17 protein-coding genes are annotated in these 22,147 nt (G+C 71.0%); 6 read left to right on the top strand and 11 right to left on the bottom strand.

Translation table 11 applies throughout. The features are described 5' to 3' along the window. Positions 1 to 9: 9 nt before the first annotated feature. From J3P32_RS10920 to J3P32_RS10910, 3 genes are read right to left on the bottom strand one after another with little or no spacing between them, the layout of a single operon-like run. Positions 10 to 882, bottom strand: coding sequence for a sulfate ABC transporter permease (locus tag J3P32_RS10920; protein ID WP_307861661.1), 873 nt, complete (start codon positions 880 to 882; stop codon positions 10 to 12). Next, the gene (gene cysT, locus J3P32_RS10915) at positions 875 to 1,723 is read right to left on the bottom strand and encodes a sulfate ABC transporter permease subunit CysT (protein ID WP_210439785.1); all 849 of its coding nucleotides are present in this window, start codon (positions 1,721 to 1,723) and stop codon (positions 875 to 877) included. Before cysT ends, J3P32_RS10920 begins: the two co-directional genes overlap by 8 nt. A 16-nt stretch (positions 1,724 to 1,739) precedes the next feature. Then, a complete protein-coding gene (locus J3P32_RS10910; RefSeq protein ID WP_210439784.1) occupies positions 1,740 to 2,777 on the bottom strand; it encodes a sulfate ABC transporter substrate-binding protein in 1,038 nt (345 codons plus the stop codon). Positions 2,778 to 3,283: 506 nt separating this feature from the next. Between J3P32_RS10910 and J3P32_RS10905 the strand changes: the two genes are divergently transcribed. Both J3P32_RS10905 and J3P32_RS10900 read left to right on the top strand, forming a co-directional pair. Further along, positions 3,284 to 5,209, top strand: a complete 1,926-nt coding sequence (locus J3P32_RS10905) for a 2-oxoacid:acceptor oxidoreductase subunit alpha (RefSeq protein WP_307861660.1) — start codon at positions 3,284 to 3,286, stop codon at positions 5,207 to 5,209. Further along, on the top strand, positions 5,209 to 6,321 hold the full coding sequence (locus J3P32_RS10900; protein WP_210439782.1) for a 2-oxoacid:ferredoxin oxidoreductase subunit beta: 1,113 nt from the start codon (positions 5,209 to 5,211) through the stop codon (positions 6,319 to 6,321). The genes J3P32_RS10905 and J3P32_RS10900 overlap by 1 nt, the downstream gene beginning before the upstream one ends. Positions 6,322 to 6,357: 36 nt before the next feature. On the opposite strand, the gene J3P32_RS10895 is transcribed toward J3P32_RS10900, so the two are convergent. Next, the gene (locus tag J3P32_RS10895) at positions 6,358 to 6,765 is read right to left on the bottom strand and encodes a hypothetical protein (RefSeq protein WP_210439781.1); all 408 of its coding nucleotides are present in this window, start codon (positions 6,763 to 6,765) and stop codon (positions 6,358 to 6,360) included. A gap of 93 nt (positions 6,766 to 6,858) precedes the next feature. On the opposite strand from J3P32_RS10895, the gene rarD reads away from it, so the two are divergent. Further along, a complete protein-coding gene (gene rarD, locus J3P32_RS10890) occupies positions 6,859 to 7,767 on the top strand; it encodes an EamA family transporter RarD (RefSeq protein ID WP_210439780.1) in 909 nt (302 codons plus the stop codon). A 605-nt stretch (positions 7,768 to 8,372) separates the two neighbouring features. Then, complete coding sequence (locus J3P32_RS10885) at positions 8,373 to 9,833, top strand: HNH endonuclease signature motif containing protein (protein WP_210439779.1); 1,461 nt, start codon at positions 8,373 to 8,375, stop codon at positions 9,831 to 9,833. Positions 9,834 to 10,076: 243 nt separating this feature from the next. Here J3P32_RS10885 and J3P32_RS10880 read toward each other — a convergent pair whose 3' ends face one another. Next, the gene (locus tag J3P32_RS10880; protein WP_246850984.1) at positions 10,077 to 10,589 is read right to left on the bottom strand and encodes a GNAT family N-acetyltransferase; all 513 of its coding nucleotides are present in this window, start codon (positions 10,587 to 10,589) and stop codon (positions 10,077 to 10,079) included. A 102-nt stretch (positions 10,590 to 10,691) separates the two neighbouring features. Between J3P32_RS10880 and J3P32_RS10875 the strand changes: the two genes are divergently transcribed. Beyond that, complete coding sequence (locus tag J3P32_RS10875; RefSeq protein ID WP_210439777.1) at positions 10,692 to 10,916, top strand: DUF2188 domain-containing protein; 225 nt, start codon at positions 10,692 to 10,694, stop codon at positions 10,914 to 10,916. Between the two features lie 65 nt (positions 10,917 to 10,981). Here the strand turns inward: J3P32_RS10875 and J3P32_RS10870 are convergent, their stop codons facing one another. Both J3P32_RS10870 and J3P32_RS10865 read right to left on the bottom strand, forming a co-directional pair. Beyond that, positions 10,982 to 12,508, bottom strand: coding sequence for a S8 family peptidase (locus J3P32_RS10870; RefSeq protein WP_210439776.1), 1,527 nt, complete (start codon positions 12,506 to 12,508; stop codon positions 10,982 to 10,984). 172 nt (positions 12,509 to 12,680) lie between these two features. Further along, positions 12,681 to 15,710 (bottom strand): M12 family metallo-peptidase, encoded by a 3,030-nt coding sequence (locus J3P32_RS10865; protein WP_210439775.1) that lies wholly within the window; start codon positions 15,708 to 15,710, stop codon positions 12,681 to 12,683. A 124-nt stretch (positions 15,711 to 15,834) separates the two neighbouring features. Here J3P32_RS10865 and J3P32_RS10860 point away from each other — a divergent pair, with 124 nt between their 5' ends. Next, positions 15,835 to 16,098, top strand: a complete 264-nt coding sequence (locus J3P32_RS10860) for a hypothetical protein (RefSeq protein ID WP_210439774.1) — start codon at positions 15,835 to 15,837, stop codon at positions 16,096 to 16,098. A 16-nt stretch (positions 16,099 to 16,114) separates the two neighbouring features. Here the strand turns inward: J3P32_RS10860 and J3P32_RS10855 are convergent, their stop codons facing one another. From J3P32_RS10855 to nuoL, 4 genes are read right to left on the bottom strand one after another with little or no spacing between them, the layout of a single operon-like run. After that, on the bottom strand, positions 16,115 to 17,113 hold the full coding sequence (locus J3P32_RS10855; protein WP_210439773.1) for a polyprenyl synthetase family protein: 999 nt from the start codon (positions 17,111 to 17,113) through the stop codon (positions 16,115 to 16,117). After that, complete coding sequence (nuoN, locus tag J3P32_RS10850) at positions 17,110 to 18,702, bottom strand: NADH-quinone oxidoreductase subunit NuoN (protein ID WP_210439772.1); 1,593 nt, start codon at positions 18,700 to 18,702, stop codon at positions 17,110 to 17,112. The genes J3P32_RS10855 and nuoN overlap by 4 nt, the downstream gene beginning before the upstream one ends. Next, positions 18,699 to 20,186, bottom strand: coding sequence for an NADH-quinone oxidoreductase subunit M (locus J3P32_RS10845; protein ID WP_210439771.1), 1,488 nt, complete (start codon positions 20,184 to 20,186; stop codon positions 18,699 to 18,701). The genes nuoN and J3P32_RS10845 overlap by 4 nt, the downstream gene beginning before the upstream one ends. Next, positions 20,183 to 22,132 (bottom strand): NADH-quinone oxidoreductase subunit L, encoded by a 1,950-nt coding sequence (gene nuoL / locus J3P32_RS10840; protein WP_210439770.1) that lies wholly within the window; start codon positions 22,130 to 22,132, stop codon positions 20,183 to 20,185. Before nuoL ends, J3P32_RS10845 begins: the two co-directional genes overlap by 4 nt. Between the last annotated feature and the right edge of the window lie 15 nt (positions 22,133 to 22,147).

The following is a 22,147-nucleotide window of genomic DNA, read 5'->3' as shown; positions in this document are numbered from 1 at the left end:
AGGCGTGGCTCAGGCGTGGTTCTTGGGACGGATGATGGCGACGACGACGATGCAGGCGACCGACACCATGGCGAGGAGGAAGGCGGTCGCATAGGCACCCTGCGGGTCGAAGTTGAGGTACTTCTCCTCGACCGCCAAGGTGGCGGTGCGGGTCTGGCCCAGCACGTTGCCCGAGACCACCTTCACCGCGCCGAACTCGCCGAGCGAGCGCGCCAGGGTCAGCACGACGCCGTAGACGATGCCCCACTTGATCGAGGGCAGGGTGATGCGCCAGAAGCGCTGCGCGGCGCTCGCACCGAGGCTCTCGGCGGCCTGCTCCTGCTCGATGCCGACCTCCTCCAGCACCGGCACGATCTCCCGGATCATCAACGGCAGCGCCACGAAGGTCGTGGCCATGATGATGCCGGGGGTGGAGAAGATGACCTGGAACCCCCACCCGGCCAGCGTGGGGCCGAACCAACCGTTGCGTCCGCCGTAGACGAGGACCAGCGCGAGGCCGACCACGATCGGCGAGACCGACAGCGGGATGTCGAGCAGGGCGTTGAGCAGCCGCTTGCCGGGGAACTCGTAGCGCACCAGCAGCAGCGAGATGCCGACGCCGAAGAGCGTGTTGATGACCACCGACCACACGGCGACGTACGCGCTCAGCTGGAGGGCGACCACCATGTCGGGGTCCGCCAGGAGCGAGCCGATCGAGCCGAAGCCGTCGTCGAAGGTGTTGACCACGACCAGCGAGACCGGCCAGGCGACGAGGAGGAACAGGTACGCGGTCGCGACGAACCGGAGGACGTACGTCGTGGGCGTCCGGCGCACCCGCGGGGCCCGCCGATGCTCCTCGAGGGGGGCCGGGTCGGGCACCGCGTGGACCAGGGTGTCAGCCACGGGCAGCCACCCGCCTCTGGATGACGTCGAGCAGCACGATCACGGCCAGCGAGATGGCCAGCAGCACCGTGGCGACGGCGGCGGCCGCGGGGACGTTGTCGTTCTCGATGCTGCTCAGGATGCGCACGGACGTGACCTCGGTCTTGAAGGGGAGGTTGCCCGACAGCAGCACGAGCGAGCCGTACTCACTGACGCCGCGGGCGAAGGACAGGGCGGCACCGGCGGCGATGGCCGGCGCGAGGCTCGGCAGCACGATGCGGCGGACCGTGGTGAACCGACTTGCCCCGAGCGAGGCCGCGGCCTCCTCGACGTCGCGGTCGAGCTCCTCGAGCACCGGCTGGACCATCCGGACCACGAAGGGCAGCGTCACGAAGAGGAACGCCAAGAAGACGGCCATCCGGGTGTTCGCGACGTCGACTCCCAGCGGGCTGTCCTGGCCGTAGAGCGACAGCAGCACCAGGCCGGCGACGACCGTCGGCAGGGCGAAGGGGATGTCGATCATCACCTCGAGCACCGACTTGCCCCAGAAGCGGTCGCGCACGAGGACCCAGGCGATCAGCGGGCCCATCACCACGTTGACGGCGGTGACGCCGACCGCGGTGAGCACGGTGAGGCGGATGGCGGCGGCGGTCTGACCGTTGGTCACGGTCGACCAGAAGACGTCCCAGCCGCCGTCGACGGCCGTGACGACGACGGCCGCCAGGGGGATCAGGACCAGCGCGCTGAACCAGATCATGGCGATGCCGAGCCCGAGGCCCGACGACCGCGTCAGCGTGGAGCGCGGGCCCGACCGGCGAGGAGTCCTCGCCGGCCGGACCGCGGCGATCTCGAAGGAGGTCATGCGGTGACGGGTCGGATCACTCGAGGGAGAGACCGGCGCCGAGGATCGCCTGGAAGATCAGGCCGTCCTCCTCGTCGAAGAACTTCGTGGACACCTCGTCCCAGCCGCCGAAGTCCTCGTCGACCGTGAGCAGCGTCTTCACGGGCGGGAACGGGTTGCTCGGGTCGGCCGCGCCCTCGACCGTGCCGCCGTAGTCGACGTCGTCACGGATCGGACGGAAGCCGGTCAGCGCGAACTGCTTCTGCCCCTCGTCGGAGAGGACGAAGTCCAGCCAGGCCTGCGACGGCTCCGAGGCGTCCTCGAGGATGGCGCCCGCGTTCTCGATGAGCAGCGACGTGTCCGGGATGATGTACTCGAAGCGCTCGTCGTTCTGCGCCGCGAGGATGGCCTCGTTCTCGTAGGCCATGAGCACGTCGCCGGTGCCGCCGAGGAACGCCGTGGTCGCGTCGCGGCCGCTGCCGGGGAGCGAGACGACGTTCTCGAAGAACTTGTCGACGTACTCGGTGGCCTCCTCCTCGGTGCCGCCGTCGCTGATCACCTGTCCGTAGGCGGCGAGCGCGTTCCAGCGGGCGGCGCCCGAGGAGGCCGGGTTCGGGGTGACGATCTCGACACCCGGCTTGACGAGGTCGGCCCACGTCCTGATGTTCTTCGGGTTGCCGTCGCGGACCCCGAAGACCACGACGGAGCGCGACACGACGCCCTTGTTCTCGCCGGCGTCCCAGTCCTCGGCGACCAGGCCCTCGTCGACGAGCCGGGTGACGTCGGTGGGCACCGAGAAGTGGACGTAGTCGGCCTTCAGTCCCGCGGCGACCGCGCGGCTCTGGTCGCCCGACGGACCGTAGGAGGTCTGGAACTTCACGCCCTCGCCCTCGGGCGTCTTGGCGAACTCCGTGGCGATGTTCTTGTTCGCGGCCTCGGGAACGGCGAAACCGACGATGTGGATGGTGTTGGCCGCGTCCTCGTCAGCGCCGCTTGCGCCACCGGGCGCGCAGGCGGACAGGGCCAGGGCCCCGACCAGAGCAGCCGCGAGAGCGGCACGTGAACGGTTCTGCATGAGGGGTACTCGACTTTCTAGATCGGGAGCAATGTCGAGTAACATACATGACTTTATGAGGCTGGCTGACATTGGTCCGGAAGTCGTACCGCGCGTGTCGCGACGGGTTGCGTTCGCAGTCAGGCCGGCCGGCTGGTGACGGGCGGCCGACGCCGAGCGGCACCTCGCTCGTGGCATTGGCAACCGCGGCGCCGGAGCGTCGGGCGACGACGTCCGGCAGTCCGCTCAGGACGCCACGCCGCCGTACGACCGGGTGGGTACGGGCGCGCACGGGCCGAACTCGCCGAGGGTTCTGCGAACTTGCTGGGGTCTGCACGCCCCCGGAAGTTCGCAATCCCCCGCTTGAGCGGGGGATTGCAAACCGTCGCGCCCGGCCGGAGGCGCAGCCAGCGGACGGCGCTGCGCGAGCACCGCGCATGATGCCTGTCACACGCCACGCGGGAGTGCGCGTCCCACGGGTCAGGAGGACGGGATCGGCGGGGGAGCGGCGGCTATCGTTGATCCTTGTGGTAGCACCCCAGAAAGAGGTCAAGCAGCTCGACCGCGTCGTCATCCGGTTCGCCGGTGACAGCGGCGACGGCATGCAGCTCACCGGCGACCGGTTCACCCAGGAGACCGCCGCCTTCGGCAACGACCTCGTGACCCTGCCGAACTTCCCCGCCGAGATCCGCGCGCCCCAGGGGACGCTGCCCGGCGTCTCGTCGTTCCAGGTGCACTTCGCCGACCACGACATCCTCACCGCCGGCGACGCCCCCGACGTGCTCGTCGCGATGAACCCGGCCGCCCTGCGGGCCAACCTCGGCGACCTCCACAAGGGCGCGACGATCATCGTCGACACCCACGACTTCACCGCGCGCAACCTCACCAAGGCCGGCTACGAGCAGAACCCCCTCGACGGCGACGACCTGGCCGACTACGCCCTGCACACCGTCGACCTCACCGGCATGACCGTCGCGGCCGTCAAGGAGTTCGGCCTCTCCCGCAAGGACGCCGCCCGCGCGAAGAACATGTTCGCCCTCGGGCTGCTGTCGTGGATGTACGGCCGGCCGACGGACCCGACGACCACCTTCCTGGCGAAGCGCTTCGCCAAGGTCCCCGACATCCGCGACGCCAACGTGGCGGCCTTCAAGGCCGGGTGGAACTTCGGGGAGACGACCGAGGCCTTCGCGATCCAGTACGAGATCAAGCCGGCCACCCTCCCGCCCGGCACCTACCGCAACATCACCGGCAACCTGGCGCTGGCCTACGGCCTCGTCGCCGGCGGCGTGCAGTCCGGGCTCCCGGTGTTCCTCGGCACCTATCCGATCACCCCGGCCTCCGACATCCTGCACGAGCTCTCGAAGCACAAGTCCTTCGGCGTGACGACCTTCCAGGCCGAGGACGAGATCGCCGGCGTCGGCGCGGCGATCGGCGCGTCGTACGCCGGGCACCTCGGCGTGACGTCCACCTCGGGCCCGGGCGTGGCGCTGAAGTCGGAGGCGATCGGCCTCGCGGTGATGACCGAGCTGCCGCTCGTGGTCGTCGACGTCCAGCGCGGCGGACCCTCGACCGGGCTGCCGACCAAGACCGAGCAGGCCGACCTGCTCCAGGCGATGTACGGGCGCAACGGCGAGGCGCCGGTGCCGATCGTGGCGCCGCAGTCGCCCGGCGACTGCTTCGCCGCCGCGGTGGAGGCGACCCGGATCGCCGTCACCTACCGCACGCCGGTGCTGCTGCTCTCCGACGGCTACCTCGCCAACGGCTCCGAGCCGTGGCGGGTGCCGGCGATCGACGAGCTCCCCGTGATCGACCCGGCCTTCGCGAGCGAGAAGAACCACGGCGAGGGTGACGAGGCCGAGTTCTGGCCCTACCTGCGCGACGAGCAGACGTTGGCCCGCCCGTGGGCCATCCCCGGCACGCCTGGCCTCGAGCACCGCATCGGCGGTCTCGAGAAGGGTGACGGCCACGGGAACATCTCCTACGACCCCGGCAACCACGACTTCATGGTCCGCACCCGCCAGGCCAAGGTCGACCGCATCGCCGACACGATCCCGCCGGTCGAGGTCGACGACCCGTCGGGCGAGGCGAAGGTGCTCGTCCTCGGCTGGGGGTCGACCTACGGCCCGATCGGCGCCGGCGTGCGCCGCGTGCGCAAGGCCGGCTACCACGTCGCCCAGGCGCACCTGCGCCACCTCAACCCCTTCCCGAGCAACCTCGGCGAGGTCCTCAAGCGCTACGACAAGGTGCTCGTGCCGGAGATGAACCTCGGCCAGCTCTCGCTGCTGCTGCGCGCGAAGTACCTCGTCGACGCCGTCGGCTACAACCACGTCCGCGGACTGCCCCTCAAGGCCACCGAGCTCGCGCACGCGATCGGCGAGCTGGTGGGTCAGGCCGAGGGCACCGAGATCGACCTGGGCGTGTGGGGCGAGCCCAGCCAGAAGGAGCACATCTGATGACGACCGACCTCGGCCTCCCCGGCCTCCGCTCCGGCACCGAGCTGGTGCCGGCGGCCGACCAGCCGCAGACCGGCAAGGACTTCACCTCCGACCAGGAGGTGCGCTGGTGCCCGGGCTGCGGTGACTACGCCGTGCTGAAGGCCGTGCAGTCCTTCCTGCCCGACCTCGGCCTGCGGCGCGAGAACATCGTCTTCGTCTCGGGCATCGGCTGCTCCTCGAGGTTCCCCTACTACCTCGACACCTACGGCATGCACTCGATCCACGGCCGCGCGCCGTCGATCGCGACCGGCATCGCGACGGCCCGCGAGGACCTCTCGGTCTGGGTCGTCACCGGCGACGGCGACGCTCTCTCGATCGGCGGCAACCACCTGATCCACGCCCTGCGCCGCAACGTCAACATGACGATCCTGCTGTTCAACAACCGGATCTACGGGCTCACCAAGGGTCAGTACTCCCCCACGTCGGAGACCGGCAAGGTCACCAAGTCGACGCCGATGGGCTCGCTGGACCACCCGTTCAACCCGGTGTCGCTCGCCCTGGGCGCCGAGGCGTCGTTCGTGGCCCGGACCATCGACTCCGACCGCAAGCACCTCACCAGCGTGCTGGCCGCCGCGGCCGCGCACCGCGGCACGTCGCTGGTCGAGATCTACCAGAACTGCCCGATCTTCAACGACGGCGCGTTCGACGCGATCAAGTCCCCCGACACGCGGGCGGACGCGATCATCCCGCTCGTCCACGGCCAGCCGATCACCTTCGGCGTCGACGGCTCCAAGGCGCTGGTGCGCGACGCCGCGAGCGGGGGCGTCACGGTCGTCGCCACCGCCGACGTGGACGCGGCCGACATCCTCGTGCACGACGCGCACAACCCCGACCCGACGATGGCGTTCGCGATCTCCCGCCTCACCGACGCGGGCTACCTGAACACCTCGCCGATCGGCATCTTCCGGCAGGTCGAGCGCCCGACGTACGACGACCAGGCCCGCCAGCAGGTGGCCACCGCCATGGGCTCCACCACGTCGGCGATCGGCGCCGGAGACGACGCCACCGCCGACCGCGCCGCTCGTCTGGCGGCGCTGATCGGCGGTGGCGACACCTGGACGATCATCTGATCGTCCAGGTCCTGCAGGTGGGGTGGTGAGCGGCGCTCAGCGGAAGTAGAGCGTCCAGACCCGGCCCTTGGTGTTGCCGTAGCCGTTGGAGTGGTCGACCTTGGAGCGCCACTTCCAGCGGCCCTTCTCCGGGGCGTAGATGCGGGTCTTGAACACGCCGGCGTCGTTGGTCTTGATCCTCTTGACCGTCTTCCACTTGCAGCTGCCGCACTTCTTCTTGAGGATCTTCACCTTCTGGTTGGCGTACGGCAGCAGGGTGCCGTCGACCTGCGGCTCCATGACCGTGCCCTTGAGCTTGAAGGCGTTGTAGGAGACCTGCTTGGTGGCCGGCGGGACCTCGTCGATGATGCGCTTGGGCAGCGAGCCGGCTGTGGCGCCCGTGCTGAGCGCACCGGAGACGAGCAGCGCGGCGACGAACGCCGCCAGGACGCGGAAGGTCCGCATGGTGTTTCCCCCTCGAGAGACGATGACTGGGTCCCGGGTCCCAACCCCGGGACCGCTCCATCGTAGGCGAGGACGCGGCCCTAGACTCCCGGAGTGCCAGATAGCCGTCGCGGACTGATCGTCGGCGCCCTGGCCTACGTCCTCTGGGGTGTCTTCCCGCTCTACTGGACGATCCTGGAGCCGGCCGGGGCCATCGAGCTGCTGGCGCACCGGATCCTCTGGTCGCTCGTGACGATGGCGCTCGTCCTGGTCCTGTGGCGACGCGTCGGCCAGCTCCGGTCGGTGCTGCGCGATCGCCGGAAGGTGCTGCTGATCAGTGGCGCGGCCGTCGTGATCTCGGTCAACTGGGGCGGCTACATCTGGGGCGTCAACAACGGCCGCGTCGTCGAGACGTCGCTCGGCTACTTCATCAACCCCCTGGTCACCGTGCTCATGGGCGTCCTGGTCCTCGGCGAGCGGCTCCGCCGCCTCCAGTGGACGGCGATGGCGATCGCGTTCGTCGCGGTCGTCGTCCTCGCCCTCGACTACGGACGACCGCCGTGGGTCGCGCTCGTGCTCGCCTTCAGCTTCGGGACCTACGGCCTGCTCAAGAAGCAGGCGGCCGTCGACGCGGTCGAGAGCATCACGCTGGAGACCCTGGTCCTGGCGCCGGTCGCGGCGGCGTACGTGCTGTGGCTGGTCGCCGACGGGCGGTCGAACTTCGGCAGCCACGGCGTGGGGCACGCGCTGCTGATCACCACCACCGGCATCATCACCGCGGTCCCGCTCATGCTCTTCGGTGCGGCCGCGATCCGCGTCTCGATGGTGTCGCTGGGCCTGCTGCAGTACCTCGCGCCGACGATCCAGTTCGCCCTCGGCCTCCTGGTGTTCCACGAGCCCATGCCCGCCAGTCGCTGGATCGGCTTCGGGTTGGTGTGGGTCGCGCTCGCGATCTTCACCGTGGAGGCGGTCAACCACCGCCGCCGCCAGCTGCGCCTGGTGGCGCAGGCGAGCGCCTGCTGAGGGCGAGCCCTGGCGCGCCGTCCAGTGGGCGAAGCAACCGACGAGGGGCGGGCGCGGCGACGTTCCAAAGACGTCGTTCGAGCCGTGTCCGCTGTCGGTGGTGGAGAACGCGTTCATGACGGTGAAGGCGCCCGAGAGGTGTAGAGCTTCCCCTGGGGGACCCTCTCTCGAGGCGGACGGCCGCCACGACGCCGAGGTCGTCGCGACGACCGGCGGGACCTCCTGGACCACGACGGTTCTGTCGGCGGGCTGCACCTGCGCCTGCGCCGCGCCGGCGAGTTCACTCACCCACCCGCGCCTCGCGGTACGAGCCGGGGTCGCGATCACCGTGCTGCCGGCCTGACGGACGAAGAGGCCGTCGGAGGCGGTGTGCGCCGTGAGGTCGGTGTCGGCCGCACCCGAGTCGGGGTTGGATGTTGAGTCCGAAGACCCGCTCCCGGGGGAGACGGCCGTGACGTTGCCGGGATGGTCACCGTCGTGCCCACGAGCGGTGAGGCGGCGCCCGTGCCGAACCTGGCCGATGGCGACGAGCGAGGCGCGGCAACGTTCCACAGACGTCGCCTAGGACATGACCGCTGTCGGTGGCGGCACCTAGACTCGAACACATGATCGAGCAATCGGCGGCATCCGAGGCGGTTGAGGTGGAGGACCTCACCGCCGCCGAGCTGCTGTCCGCGGCCCGTGAGGCGCGTGTGGCGGAGAACGCCGCCGCGGCTCGCCAGCTCGACCTCGCGACCCGGTGGGCCGACCTGCACCCGCCGGAGTCGATCCACGCCGCCGCGACCTTCACCGTGCCGTCGTGCGAGCACGAGGAGCCCATCGCCGGCGACGGGTGCCCCCTGGTGGCGGAGTTCTGCATCGCCGAGCTCGGCGCGGTGCTGGGTGTCTCGACCACCGCGGCCAAACGGCTGGTCGGGCACGCCCTCGAGCTGCGGCACCGCCTGCCACGGCTCTGGGCACAGGTCCACGCCGGAGCCGTGCCGCCATGGCGAGCCCGCGCCGTCGCCGAGGCCACCATCCACGCCACCCCGGCGCTCACCGTCGACGCAGCACGCTGGGTCGACACCCAGATCGCCGCCGTCGCCGGCAAGGTCGGACCCGCACAGCTGGACCGGCTCGTGACCGAAGCCATCACCCGCCACCACCTCGCCACACCGGACCCCACCGCCGACCCCGAGGACGGCCACCTCACCGTCGACCCACGCCACGCCACCGTCCACGACGAGGACGTGCACTACGCCGGCACCATGCGCCTCGAGGCCGAGCTCGACATCGCCGACGCCCTCGACCTCGACCGCGCCCTGGCCCACGGCGCCGAGACGTTGAAGGCCCTCGGCTCCACCGTGTCGCTCGACGCCCGCCGCGCCGCCGCGCTCGGCGACCTGGCCCGCACCCAGACCGCTCTCGACCTCCACACCCAGAGCATGCACAGCGGCGACACGAGCATCACCAACGCCGCTCGCGGCGACACGCGCCGGAACGTGGACGGTCTGCCCGCCGCCCGGGAGGTGGTGCTGCACGCCCACTTCGACGCGGCGTTCACCCCGGACGGCGAGACGCTGTTCGAGCCGACCGGCCGGCTCGAGGAGCGCCAGCGGCTGCTGCTGCTCGACCAGCTCAGGAGCTGGTGTGCCGATACCCGCACCAAGGTCACCGTCAAACCGGTCATCGACCTCAACACCGACCTGACCGCCCCGGGCTATGCCATCCCCGACCGGATCCGCGAACAGGTCATCCTGCGCGACCGTACCTGCGTCTTCCCCTGGTGCAGCCGCCCCGCCCGCAGCTGCGACATCGACCACGTCATCGCCTACGACCACCACGCCGACGCACAAGACCGACATCAACCCGGCCCCACCGCGACCCACAACCTCGCCGCCCTGTGCCGCACCCACCACCGCCTCAAGACCCACACCACCTGGCACTACCGAGCAGTCGAACCAGGAGCGTTCGAGTGGACCAGCCCCCACGGCCACCACTACCGACGCGACCACACCGGCACGAGTCGGATCGGACCACCCGATCCATCCCATCGGCCCACCGTCCCGCGACCCCGCCGACCATGACCTCGCCCCACACCCCGCCGCAGCATCACCGGGCGGGGCCGGTGGCACGTCCGGGATGCCGTTAGACCGCACGGCGCTGGCCTCGTCGTGGTTGTGCGTGCTCCGACGGTGCAGGGTCCGCACCCGCCGGGCGAAGCGGAGCCAGCGCCTCGTGCCGCTTCACCGCACCGCTCGGTCTGTGGGAGCCCCGGTCAGAATCCTCGGAGGGTGCGAGGACGGCACCCAAAGCGTGCCCGGAAGTCGTCAGGCCGTCGAGCTCGTGAGTCCTTGTTCGTAGCGAAGGAGCTCCGCGTAGGGCGGGAACGTGCTGTGGCTGCGCTCCCCCGTCGGCGTCCAACCCAGTCGCTCGTAGAAGCGCCGCAACGTTCGTTGTCGGTGAAGACTCGTAGCCACGCGCGTGACTCCTTGCCCGCTCATCCGGTCGAGGACGGCGTCGTGCGCGTCCTGAGCGGCACCTGTCCCCCACCGTTCGAGCGCGATACCGAAGTGCATGAGCTCGTCCGCGCGGACAGCGGCGAACCCGACCACTGCCCCGTCCTGCTCGACGACGAAGCAGTCGATCCCCAACGTGGCGATGTCGTCCGCCCAACGCCGCGCGACCGCCTCGCAGGGGAAGGGGAACCGGTCCTGGGGGAACACCTTCGCGAGGCCGACGGCGGCGGCGGGTTGCTGCACCTCGACGACCACCGGGACGTCCTGCGCGTCGCTGTCGGCGCCCGGGATCCGGCGCTGGGGGACCGGCTTCTGTCGCAGCATGCGCAGCACCGCCACATCGTCGGACCCGGCGACGGGTACGTGCTCGCTCCGAGGACCGGGACGAGGACGAGGGCGGCCGCGCCGCCGGAGAGGACGTACCAAATGCCTGCTGGAGACGTCGAGACGTACCACTCGGACGGCACGTGGCGCAATCGGATCGAGGCCCTGGAGGACCTTCCCGGGGAGTACGACCGCAAGGAGGAGGCCGTGCAGGTGGGTCGTGACGAGGCCCGGGAGAGGAAGGTCGAGCACATCGTCCGCAACCTCGACGGCACGATCCACCAGCGCAGCACCTACGGCCACGACCCCCGCAACATCCCCGGCTGACCAGGGGCCACAGGCGGCCCCACCGGTGCTCCGGTGGGGCCGCCCTGTGTGGCTGTCGTCCCTGGTCAGCTCACGGCGTCGAGGGCGTCGACAACGCCTTCACCGAAGTAGCTGTTGTTCTCCGGGGTGCCGACGCAGGCCGCGCCCGCGGTGGTCGTGCCGCACGGCTTGTCGTCTGCCTGCGCCCGCAGCCGCGCGACCATCTCGGCCGGCGTCAGCCCCGGGTGGGCCGACTTCATGAGGGCCAGGACCCCGGCGACGTGCGGCGAGGCCATCGACGTACCGCTCTTGAGGCCGTACCCGTTGTCGCGCACGATCGTCGAGAGGATCGAGGAGCCGGGGGCCGCCACGTCGATGACGCCGAGCCCGCGGTTGGAGAAGCTCGAGAGGCGGCTCTCGTCGGTGCCCGCCGGGAAGCGCTGCATCGAGGACACGGTCACGACGCCCTCGAGCTCGGCGGGGATGTCGTGGCACCCCTCGTTGATCGTGCGGGTGATCGGGGTGCTGTCGTCGGGGCTCGTGGCGTCGGTCGTGTTGGTCGCGAGGTCCGTGGCGGCGTTGCCCGCCGCGGCAGCGTGCACGACGCCCTTTTCGGTCGACCATGCGACCGCGCGCCGGACGGCCTCCTTGGCGGCGTACTGGTCGGGCTGGTCCTCGCAGTAGTACATGAACGGGTCGACGTAGTAGCTGTTGTTGGTGACGTCCATCCCCTGCATCGCGGACCAGACGAAGCCGCAGACCGCGTACTCGGGGTAGATGAACCCGTCGTCGTTGACGACCTTGACCGAGGCCATCCGCACACCCGGGGCGACGCCGACGATGCCGATGCCGTTGCGCGGCGCGGCGATGGTGCCGGCGACGTGCGTGCCGTGGTCGCTGGTGGTCGGCTGCCACCCCGTGGCGGAGCGGTCCGGCCGGCCGGCGTCGCTGCAGTTGACCGAGCTCTCCTCGTCGATGTTCGCGGCGAGGTCGGGGTGATCGGCGTCGATGCCGCTGTCGAGCACGCCGACGAGGACGTCGCGGTCGCCGTCGTTGATCCGGTGGGCCTGGTCGGCCTTGATCATGCGCATGTCCCACTGCTCGACCTCGCGCGGCTCCGGCGTCACCGTCGTGGGCTCGCTGCCCACGTCGCCCCGGTCGTCCTTCCGGTCGAGCCTCTTGTAGTCCGACGCGCCCGGTCCCCACGGCGACGCGACGCCCTCGGGGGTGCCCTCGGAGACCCCGACGGTGCGGGTCGCGCCCACCGACTCGAGCGCGTTGCCGGCCGCGTCGCGCACCGTGGTGCGGAAGGCCGAGCGGTCGGAGTGCGCGACGACGACGCCGATCTGGGGCCACGACTGGACGACCACGCCGTCCGCGCGCCGGACGGCGCGCTCGAGCAGGCGCGTCTGGCCGGGATCGGCGACCTCGGCGTTGAGGACGTAGCTCATCACGGTGCCGTCGGGAGCGCTGATCGGCACGGGGGTGGACGGTACGTCGTCGACGCCGGCCGTGGCGGCGCCGCCCGTTCCGGCGAGCGTCGCGAGGGCCGTGGTCAGGCCGACGACGGTCGCGAGGGCAGCGTGGCGCCGCCGAGAGATGGGGTGGGGCATGGGTGGTTCTCCTCCCGAGGGGATGTCTGGGCGCGGGTGGCGCCGCCGACATCCTGTCCCGGGATCGACCGGGTGCCTAGTACCCCCAGGGCGGTGGCGCGCCGCCGGGCCTCCGGACACGGAACGAGGGGCCGCCGTTCCTCGGAACGGCGGCCCCTCGCAAGGGTTCACGTCATCGCACGGTGCTGCGATCCACCACCGCGAACCTGATGGTCTTGCGACCCGCCCGCACCGCGTCGTCTCCGAGGTACCGGACGACGACCCGGACCTTGCCGGTGCGTGCGAACGCCGGCAGCGTGACGCGCGTCCGGCCGCGGACCGTGAGGGTCTTCGTCCAGGACTCCTTCTCGCCGGCGCCCCGCAGACGGATCCTCACCGTGCCGGACGGGACGACGCCCTTGGCCCGCACCGTCACCCGCAGCTTCGCCCGGGTGCCGACCTCGAGCGGCTTCACCACCTTGGTCGCGATCCTGGGCGCCACCTTGTCCGCCGGCGGCGTGGTCGGCGTGGTGGGCGTCGGGGTCGGGGTGGTGGTCGGCGGGACCGGGTCGGACCCGGACTTGTCGATGATCGTGATGTCGGCGTCGTTCACGTCGAAGAAGTAGTTCTCGACCGCCTCGATCTTGATCCGCGCCGTCGTGGTCTCCACGTCCGGCCAGGTCACCTGGGCGTTGCCGTCGTTCGGCGTGCTCTCCGCCAGGACCCTCGGGAAGGTTCGACCGCCGTCGAGCGACAGGCTGATCCTCACGTTGGGCGAGAGCGCCGCGGTGTTGTTCGTCCAGTAGATCGTCTCCGTGCGTCCGGCCACGGCGGCGGCCGTGGTCGCGGCCTTCGACGTCACGCGGAACGGCCCGATGGGCACGTCGTCCGCCGTGCCAGCCACACCGTCGGCGCCGGGGGTCTTGGCGAGCGTGAGCTTGACGTCGTCGTAGGAGTAGCCGCCACCCTCGGGAGCCAGGTCACGAGCGGTGAACCGGAAGTTGAGCGACGGTTCGTTGTTGCCCGGGAACCCGAACTGGGGAGCGGCGGGTGCGCCCACGTAGTCGGCCGTCGGCAGCCACTCGGCGAAGCACTCGATCACCGGCACCGGCACGTTGGTCGCCCCACCGCTCGGCGGCGCCGGCGGCATCGGCGGGCAGACCCCGTTGTTGGCGTTGGTGTTGTTCTCGAGGATCTGCGCCATGTCGGGGAAGACCCGCGTCGGGTTGCCCGTGGCGTGGTTCTCGCCGGGCGAGTCGATCTGCAGCGCCCCCGCCGGGGTCACCGGCGCGTAGGTGCCGAAGATCCGGAACAGCGGGCCGTCCCGCTTGACCTGGTCGCCCAGCGCGGTGCCGGCGGCGCCACCTCGGTCGTTCTGCTCCCAGATGTGGACCAGCGCGTCGCCGTCCGGGTCGGTCGCCTCACCGGTCAGGGCGAAGGGCGTGCGGTAGGGGATCGCCTTGTCCTCCGGAGCGGTGACCACGGGAGCGCGGTTGCCCGACGGGGTGACCGTGTAGCCGCCGTTCTCCTGCGGACCGCCCTGAGCGGTCTCGCCGACGAAGCCGGTGACGTCGCCGGAGCGCGGGGTGAAGCCCAGCTGGCCCACGTCGGTGCCGGCGTACGGCGCTCCGGTGAAGCGCACCTCGAAGCCGGTGTCGTCGAGCGTCGTGGTGCTGGTGCCGCCGAAGCTGCGCACCTCCACGGTGCCGATTCCGGTCACGGCCTCGATGGCGAGGTCGATGCCGGCCACGTTGTAGTTGGTGCCGCGGACGATCGGGGCCGTCTCCTGCCCGTTGAACGAGAGGACGAACGACTCGCCGTCGGTGTCGAAGCCACGCAGCGAGACGTTCTGGACCTCGTTGTTCGGTGCGCGCGTGGCGGTGACGGTGTTGCTGATGTCGGTGATGCTGCGCTGCGAGAAGTACGGGTCGCTGTGCGGCTGGAGGTTGTCCTGCTGGCAGATGCCGGCGTACGCCATGATCGAGCTGCCGGAGCCCGGCTCGTACGGCGAGCCGCCGCGGTTGCCGCCACAGTTGAACTGCGTGCCGTTGAACGTGTGCGGACCGCCGAACTGGTGGCCGATCTCGTGGGCGACGTAGTCGACCGCGAAGTAGTCACCCTCGGGCGTCGGGAGGCCGGTGCAGCCGCGGGCCTTGCCGTCGCCGCCGATCACGCCGAGGCCGGCGACACCGCCGCCGTTGACGCCGAGCGCGATGTGGCCGACGTCGTACGCGGAGGCGCCGACGAGCTGGCCGAGCACGATGCGGTTGCGATTGAGCAGGGTGCCGGTGCAGCCGGCTTCGAACTGCGCGACGGTGAAGCACGGCTGCGAGCCACACGGGCCGTTGGGCTCCGTCGCCTTCGCGGCGGTGTCGAGGTTGAGCTTCTCGGTCTCGTCGATCAGCAGCATCCGGATCGCGAGGTCGTCGTTGTAGATCTGGTTGACCCGGTTCATCAGGGTCACCTTCTCGGCGAGGACGTTCTCGGTGCCGAAGTAGGTGGCGTACGACGGGTCGGTGACCAGCGCGAGGCGGTAGGTCCGCAGCGACACCTCCGCGCCCGGGGCCTCGGCCAGGTTCGTGCCCGCCTGCCGGCCGTGCTCGTCGTCGCCGTGGTCGTGCGCGTCGAGCTCGTCGAGGTCGATCTCGGGCTCGACCAGGCCGCGGTCGGTCTGGGGCAGGTCGCCGTGGCGGTAGGAGAGGTAGAGGCTGTCGTCGCCGTTCCACGCCGGGTCGACGTACCACGCGGAGCGGTCACCGGAGCCGCGCACCGAGGCGTGGAAGCCCATCGGCGTGAGGTCGAGCCGGATCGTCGCCGTCGGGTCCCCGACCGCACGTCCGGCGTACGTCTTCAGCTCGGGGTGACGCGCCGCCAGCCCGGCCTCCATCACCGCGACCTCGTGCACGCGGAAGTCGATCAGCTCGCCGGTGGGCGCCGGGACGGCGACGACCGCGCCTGCGCCGTCGGCGTCGCGGGCGGCGTCCTCGCCGGGGGCCCGGTCCAGGACCGCCCGGATCCCGGTCCGGTCGAGCGTGAAGGCGGCGTAGCGCCTGGGCTCGACGCGCCGCTCGATGGCGCCCCGGTCACCGCCGGGGCGTGCGTCGGTGGCGGTCCAGTAGCCGTCTGGTGGGGAGGCGGAGCCGGACAGGGTGAGCGCCTGGAGGCCCGCGAGTGCGAGCACGACGGCGATGAGCACGGACAGGGAACGCAGCAGACGGGACATGCAGCCCTCGGGTTTCTCACGGTGGGACGGAAGCTGAACCGTAAGTGATCGGAGGGGCACGGGGTGCACCCGGAAGGGGGTGTGTCGCAGTCTGAACCAGGCCGCGCTTGGGTACAGGTCGCGCATGACCAGCGACCTGGAGACCACGACCGACGACGTCTACGAGACCATCCGCGAGCTGTGGCAGGAGGCACAGCCCGGGATGAGCGACAACGACGCCTCCGGCTTCGGCCAGGCGGTCGTCTCGGTGCCCGACACCGCGATCGCCGAGCGCACCGGTCTCGACCTCCAGGCGGCCCGTGACTTCCTCGACAACGCCGACGGCGTGAAGCTCACGGTCGCACGCGACGGCGAGACCCGGTCGGTCACCTCGCTCATCGGCGGGTGACGCAGGGCGCGCCGCTCTAGGAGGTCCGCGTCGCCACGATGTCGGCGAAGGACTCCAGGGCGGTGCGCACGGGTCCGGGGTCGAGGACCTCGAGGAGCTTCTTCGCCCGGGCGGCCTCCGCCAGGACGTGGTCGCGGGCCTGGACCATCGCCGGGTGCGCGCGCATCAGCGCGAGCGCCTCGGCGTGCTCGGCGTCGTCGGTGAGCGGGCGGCCGAGCAGCGACAGCAGCCGGGCGTCGGCGGGGTCGGTGGAGGCCTGCGCCATGAGGACCGGGAGGGTGGGCACGCCCTCACGCAGGTCGGTGCCCGGGGTCTTGCCGGAGGTGTCGGACTCCGAGGCGATGTCGAGGATGTCGTCGGTGAGCTGGAAGGCCGAGCCGACGATCTCGCCGTAGGAGCTCAGCGCCTCGACGACCTCGGCCCGCGCGCCGCTGAACATCGCGCCGTAGCGCGCCGACGTGGCGATCAGGGAGCCGGTCTTGCCGGCGACGACGTCGAGGTAGTGCGCCAGCGGGTCCTCGCCCGGACCGGGCGGGACGGTCTCCATGATCTGGCCCTCGACGAGGCGGGTGAAGGTGCGCGCCTGGATCAGCACGGCGTCCGGGCCCAGCTCGGCGGTCAGCTCGGAGGAGCGGCCGAAGAGGAAGTCGCCGGTGAGGATCGCGACGTTGTTGTCCCACCGGGCGTTGGCCGTGCGGGCGCCGCGCCGCAGGGCGGCCTCGTCCATCACGTCGTCGTGGTAGAGCGAGGCGACGTGGGTGAGCTCGACGACGCAGGCGGCCGTGTCCACCGCCTCGGCGTCGGGGTTCGGGCCGGTCTCCGCCGCCAGCAGCACCAGCAGCGGCCGGAACCGCTTGCCGCCCGCCATCATCAGGTGGGCGGCGGCCTCGGAGACGAACCGCGCACGCGCCCGGCAGTGGCCCTCGAGCAGCTCCTCGATGCGCGCCAGCCGACCGACGAGCCGCTGCTCGAGAGCGGCGTCGACGACGGGGAGCGCGAGGGGCGAGTCGGTCACCTGATGAATTCTCCCGCAACTGCCGCGAGGTCGAGCACCGGCCCCGGCAGGACGCCGAGGACGAGGGTGACGGCGGCACCCACCGCGATGGTCGTCGCGGTCAGCACCGACGGGTACGCCACGCTGGGACCGTCGCCGACGGGCTGGTCGAAGTACATGACCTTGATGACCCGGACGTAGAGGAACGCGGCGACGATGCTCGCCAGCACGGCGGCGACCACCACGGGCCACGCCCCGGCGGCCAGCGCGACGGAGAACACCGCGAGCTTGCCCACGAAGCCGGCCGTGAGCGGGATCCCCGCCATCGCCAGCAGGAAGAACGCGAAGACCGCCGCCACCACCGGCGACTCCTTGCCGAGCCCGGCCCAGCGGTCGATCGCCGTGGTCTCGCCGCCGCCGTCGCGCACGAGGCTGACCACCGCGAACGCGCCGATCGTCGCGAAGCCGTAGGTCGCGAGGTAGAACAGCACGGCCTGCACCGAGGTGATCTCGCCGGTCGCGAGCTGGTCGGTGGCCTGGAGGCCGACGACGCCGGTGAGGATGAACCCGGTGTGGGCGATCGAGGAGTAGGCCAGCAGACGCTTGATGTCGCGCTGGGTGATGGCCAGGGCCGCCCCCACGAACATGGAGAGCACGGCGATGATCCACAGCATCGGCTGCCACGACCACCGGTCGGCACCGAGGGCGACGTAGAACAGGCGCATGATGGCGCCGAATGCGGCGACCTTGGTGCCGGCGGCCATGAAGGCGGTGACCGGGGTCGGGGCACCCTGGTAGACGTCGGGCGTCCACGCCTGGAACGGCACGGCACCCACCTTGAACAGCAGGCCCACCGACAGCAGGCCGGTGCCGATGAGCAGCAGGCTCGAGCTGCCGACGTCGTTGCGCACGGCCTCGTTGATCGCGGCGAAGTCCATCGACCCGGCGAAGCCGTAGAGCAGGGCGGCGCCGTAGAGGAAGAACCCGGAGGAGAAGGCGCCGAGCAGGAAGTACTTCAGCGCGGCCTCCTGGCTGAGCAGGCGGCGACGGCGCGCCAGCCCGCTGAGCAGGTAGAGCGGCAGGGAGAGCACCTCGAGGCCGACGAACATCGTCAGCAGGTCGTTGGCGGCCGGGAACAGCATCATCCCGAAGACCGCGAACATCATCAGGGGGTAGACCTCGGTGTGCTCGCGGTGGGCCGCGATGGCCGCGGTCTCCGCGTCGGTCCCGGGCACCGCGGCGGCCTGGCCGGCGAAGGCGGAGACGCCGCCGTCGAGGTGACGCTCCGCGAACAGCAGCACCCCGGCGATCGCCAGCGCGAGGACCAGCCCCCAGATGAACAGGCTGGGCCCGTCGACGGCGATCGTGCCGCCGACCGCGAGCACGCCCCGCGCGGCACCGTCGTCGTGGGTCGGCACGTCCTGGGCCACCAGCACCACGCCGACGAGCGCGAGGACGAGGCCGCCGAGCGCGAGCACGACCTGGGCGGTGTAGCGCGCCCTGCGCGGGAGGAAGGCCTCCACGACGACGCCGAGGCAGGCGACGCCGAAGACCACCAGCAGCGGCCACAGCTCGAAGTACTCGACGGTGGGCTTCACGAACTCGGTCACGGCTGACCACCCTCCTGGCTGACGCCCACGCCTGCGAGGGTGTCGTGGACGACGGGATTGATGACGTCGAGCAGCGGCATCGGGTAGAAGCCGAACAGCACCAGCGCGAGCACCAGCGGTGCGAGGACGCCCACCTCACGCCGGTCGAGGTCGGCGACGGGCACCGCGTCGACCCGGCCGGGGCCGGTCATGGTGCGCTGGTACATCCAGAGCGCGTAGAACGCCGCCAGCACGATCGCGAGCACCGCGACCGAGCCGACCACCCAGTGGTGGTCGAACGCGGCGACGATGACGAGCATCTCGGAGACGAACGGCGACAGGCCGGGCAGGCCGCAGGCAGCGAGGCCGGCGACCAGGAAGATCCCGGCCAGCACCGGGGCCGTCCTCTCGACGCCGCCCATCTCGCGGATGGACGCCGTGCCGGTGCGGCGGATGAGGAACCCGGCCACCAGGAACATCAGCGCGGTGGCGATGCCGTGGTTGACCATGTAGAGGATCGCCCCGGCGCCGCCGGTCGAGCTGAACACGAAGATGCCGAGCACGATGAAGCCGAAGTGCGACAGCGACGTGAGCCCGATCAGGCGCAGCACGTCGTCCTGGCCGATCGCGACGAGCGCGCCGTAGATGATCGAGACCAGCGCGAGCGCCACCACCACGGGGGTCGCCCACTGCGAGGCGTCGGGCAGCAGCCCGAGGCAGAACCGCAGCATGCCGAAGGTGCCGATCTTGTCGAGGATGCAGACGAGCAGCACCGACGTGCCGGTGGTCGCCTTCTCGGTGGTGTCGGCGAGCCACGTGTGGACCGGGAACATCGGCGCCTTGATCGCGAAGGCGATGAAGAATCCGACGAAGAGCCAGCGCTGCGTGGTCTCGTCGATGTCGATGGCGGCGAGGTCGCTGATCAGGAAGCTCGGCTGGCCGGCGTCGGCCGAGACGACGTAGAGCCCGATGACCGAGGCGAGCATGATCAGCCCGCCGGCGAGCTGGTAGATGAGGAACTTGGTCGCTGCCCGGCCGCGCCCGGCACGGCCGAAGCCGCCGATCAGGAAGTAGGCGGGGATGAGCGTGGCCTCGAACACGACGTAGAACAGCAGCACGTCGGTGGCGGTGAAGACCGCCAGCGACAGCGACTCCAGCGCCAGCGTCCAGGCGAAGAACGCCCGGGCGCCGCTGTTGCCCTCGGCGTCGGCCTCGCGCCAGCCCGCGAGGAGCACGATCGGCACGAGCACGACCGTGAGCAGGACCATCAGCAGGCCGAGGCCGTCGACGCCCAGCGCGTAGTGCACGCCCAGGGACTCGATCCACGTGCGGGTCTCGGTGAGCTGCATGCCGCCGCCCACGTCGTACTGCGTGGCCGCGACGACGCCGGTGACGAGGGTCGCCACGGCGAAGCCGAGGCCGACCAGCCGGGCCAGCGCACCCGGCACGACGGCCGTGACGAGCGCACCGACGAGCGGCAGGAGGATGAGGAGGGTCAGGATCATCCGAGGTTCACCGCCAGGAGAGCGAGGACGACCAGCAGGGCGCCACCGAGGAGGGACAGGGCGTAGGAGCGGACGAAGCCGTTCTGGACGCGGCGCATCGTGCTCGACAGGCCACCGACGGCGGCGGAGCCGCCCTCGACCGCACCGTCGACGCCGACCCGGTCGAACAGCGTCAACCCGCCGACCAGCCCCGCACCGGGACGCACGACCAGGGCGTCGTTGATGGCGTCCCCGTAGAGGTCGGCGCGGGCCGCCCTCGTCGCGAAGGACACCTCGCGCGGGGCCTCGCGCGGCACCTCGCGCCGCCCGACGAGGAACCAGGCGGCGGCGACGCCGAGCGCGACGACGGCGGTGATGAGGAGCGTGATCGCGATCGCGGGCAGCGGGGGCTCGTGGTGCTCGGCGTGGCCGGTGACCGGCTCGAGCCAGGTGACGATCCAGTCGCCGAGCAGCAGGACGCCGCCGAGCACCGAGAGCGCGGCGAGCACGACCAGCGGCACGGTCATCACGCGGGGCGACTCGTGCGGGTGAACGCCCTCCTCCCAGCGCCGGCTCGTGAAGAACGTGAGCAGCATCAGGCGGGTCATGTAGAAGGCGGTGATACCGGCACCGAGGACCGCGAGGACGCCGACGAGGAGGTTCTCCGCGAGCGCGGACTCGATGATCTTGTCCTTCGACCAGAAGCCGGAGAAGCCGGGGAACCCGATGATCGCGAGGTAGCCCATCGCGAAGGTCAGGAAGGTGACCGGCATGGCCTTGTTGAGCGCGCCGTAGTGGCGCATGTCGACGTCGTCGTCCATGCCGTGCATCACCGAGCCGGCGCCGAGGAACATGTTGGCCTTGAAGAAGCCGTGCGTGAGCAGGTGGAAGATCGCGAACGGGTAGCCGACGGGGCCGAGCCCCGCGGCCAGCATCATGTAGCCGATCTGGCTCATCGTCGACCCGGCGAGCGCCTTCTTGATGTCGTCCTTGGCGCAGCCCAGGATCGCGCCCCACAGGAGCGTGACGGTGGCGACGACCACGACGGCGGTCTGCGCGACCGGGGCGAGCTCGAAGATGAAGTTCGAGCGGACCACGAGGTAGACACCGGCGGTGACCATGGTCGCCGCGTGGATCAGGGCCGACACCGGGGTGGGGCCCTCCATCGCGTCGAGCAGCCACGCCTGCAGCGGCACCTGGGCCGACTTGCCGCAGGCACCGAGCAGGAGCAGGAGCCCCAGCGCGGTCAGCGTGCCCTGCGACGCCTCGCCCGTGTGGGCGCTGACGTCGCCGAAGTCGGTGGTGCCGAACGTGGCGAACATGAGCGCGATCGCGAGCGAGAGGCCGATGTCGCCGACGCGGTTGATCACGAACGCCTTCTTGGCGGCGGCGGCCGCCGAGGGCTTGTGCTGCCAGAACCCGATGAGGAGGTACGACGCCAGGCCGACGCCCTCCCAGCCGAGGAACAGGCCGACGAAGTTCGCGGAGAGGATCAGCGTCAGCATCGCCGCGACGAAGAGGTTGAGGTAGCCGAAGAACCGGCGGCGGCGCGGGTCGTGGGCCATGTAGCCGATCGCGTAGACGTGGATCAGCGACCCCACGCCGGTGATCAGCAGGAGGAAGAGCGCGGCCAGCTGGTCGTAGAGGAGGTCCATGCCGACCTCCAGCGAGCCGGTTTCGAACCACGTCCACAGGTGCTGGCCCACCTGTCGCTCCTCGGCGTCACGGCCGAGCAGCGAGAGGAACAGCACGAGGCTCAGCACGAACGACGCGACCGCGGTGGCCGTGCCGAGCAGGTGGCCGTGCTTGTCGACCGCGGCCCTCGCCGACCCCGGCAGGAACGGCGCGACGGCCAGCAGCAGGACGGCGCCGAGCAACGGCAGCGCGATGACCAGCCAGAGGAAGTCGAACACCCCGCCGGCACCGGTGTCGGGAGCGACCACCGGTGCGTGGGCGCCCTCCGCCATCGGAAGTCCTGCGAG

It is taken from the genome of Nocardioides xinjiangensis (assembly GCF_017916385.1).
Taxonomy (GTDB): Bacteria; Actinomycetota; Actinomycetes; order Propionibacteriales; family Nocardioidaceae; genus Nocardioides; species Nocardioides xinjiangensis.
This window is presented reverse-complemented; position numbering and strand designations above follow the sequence as displayed.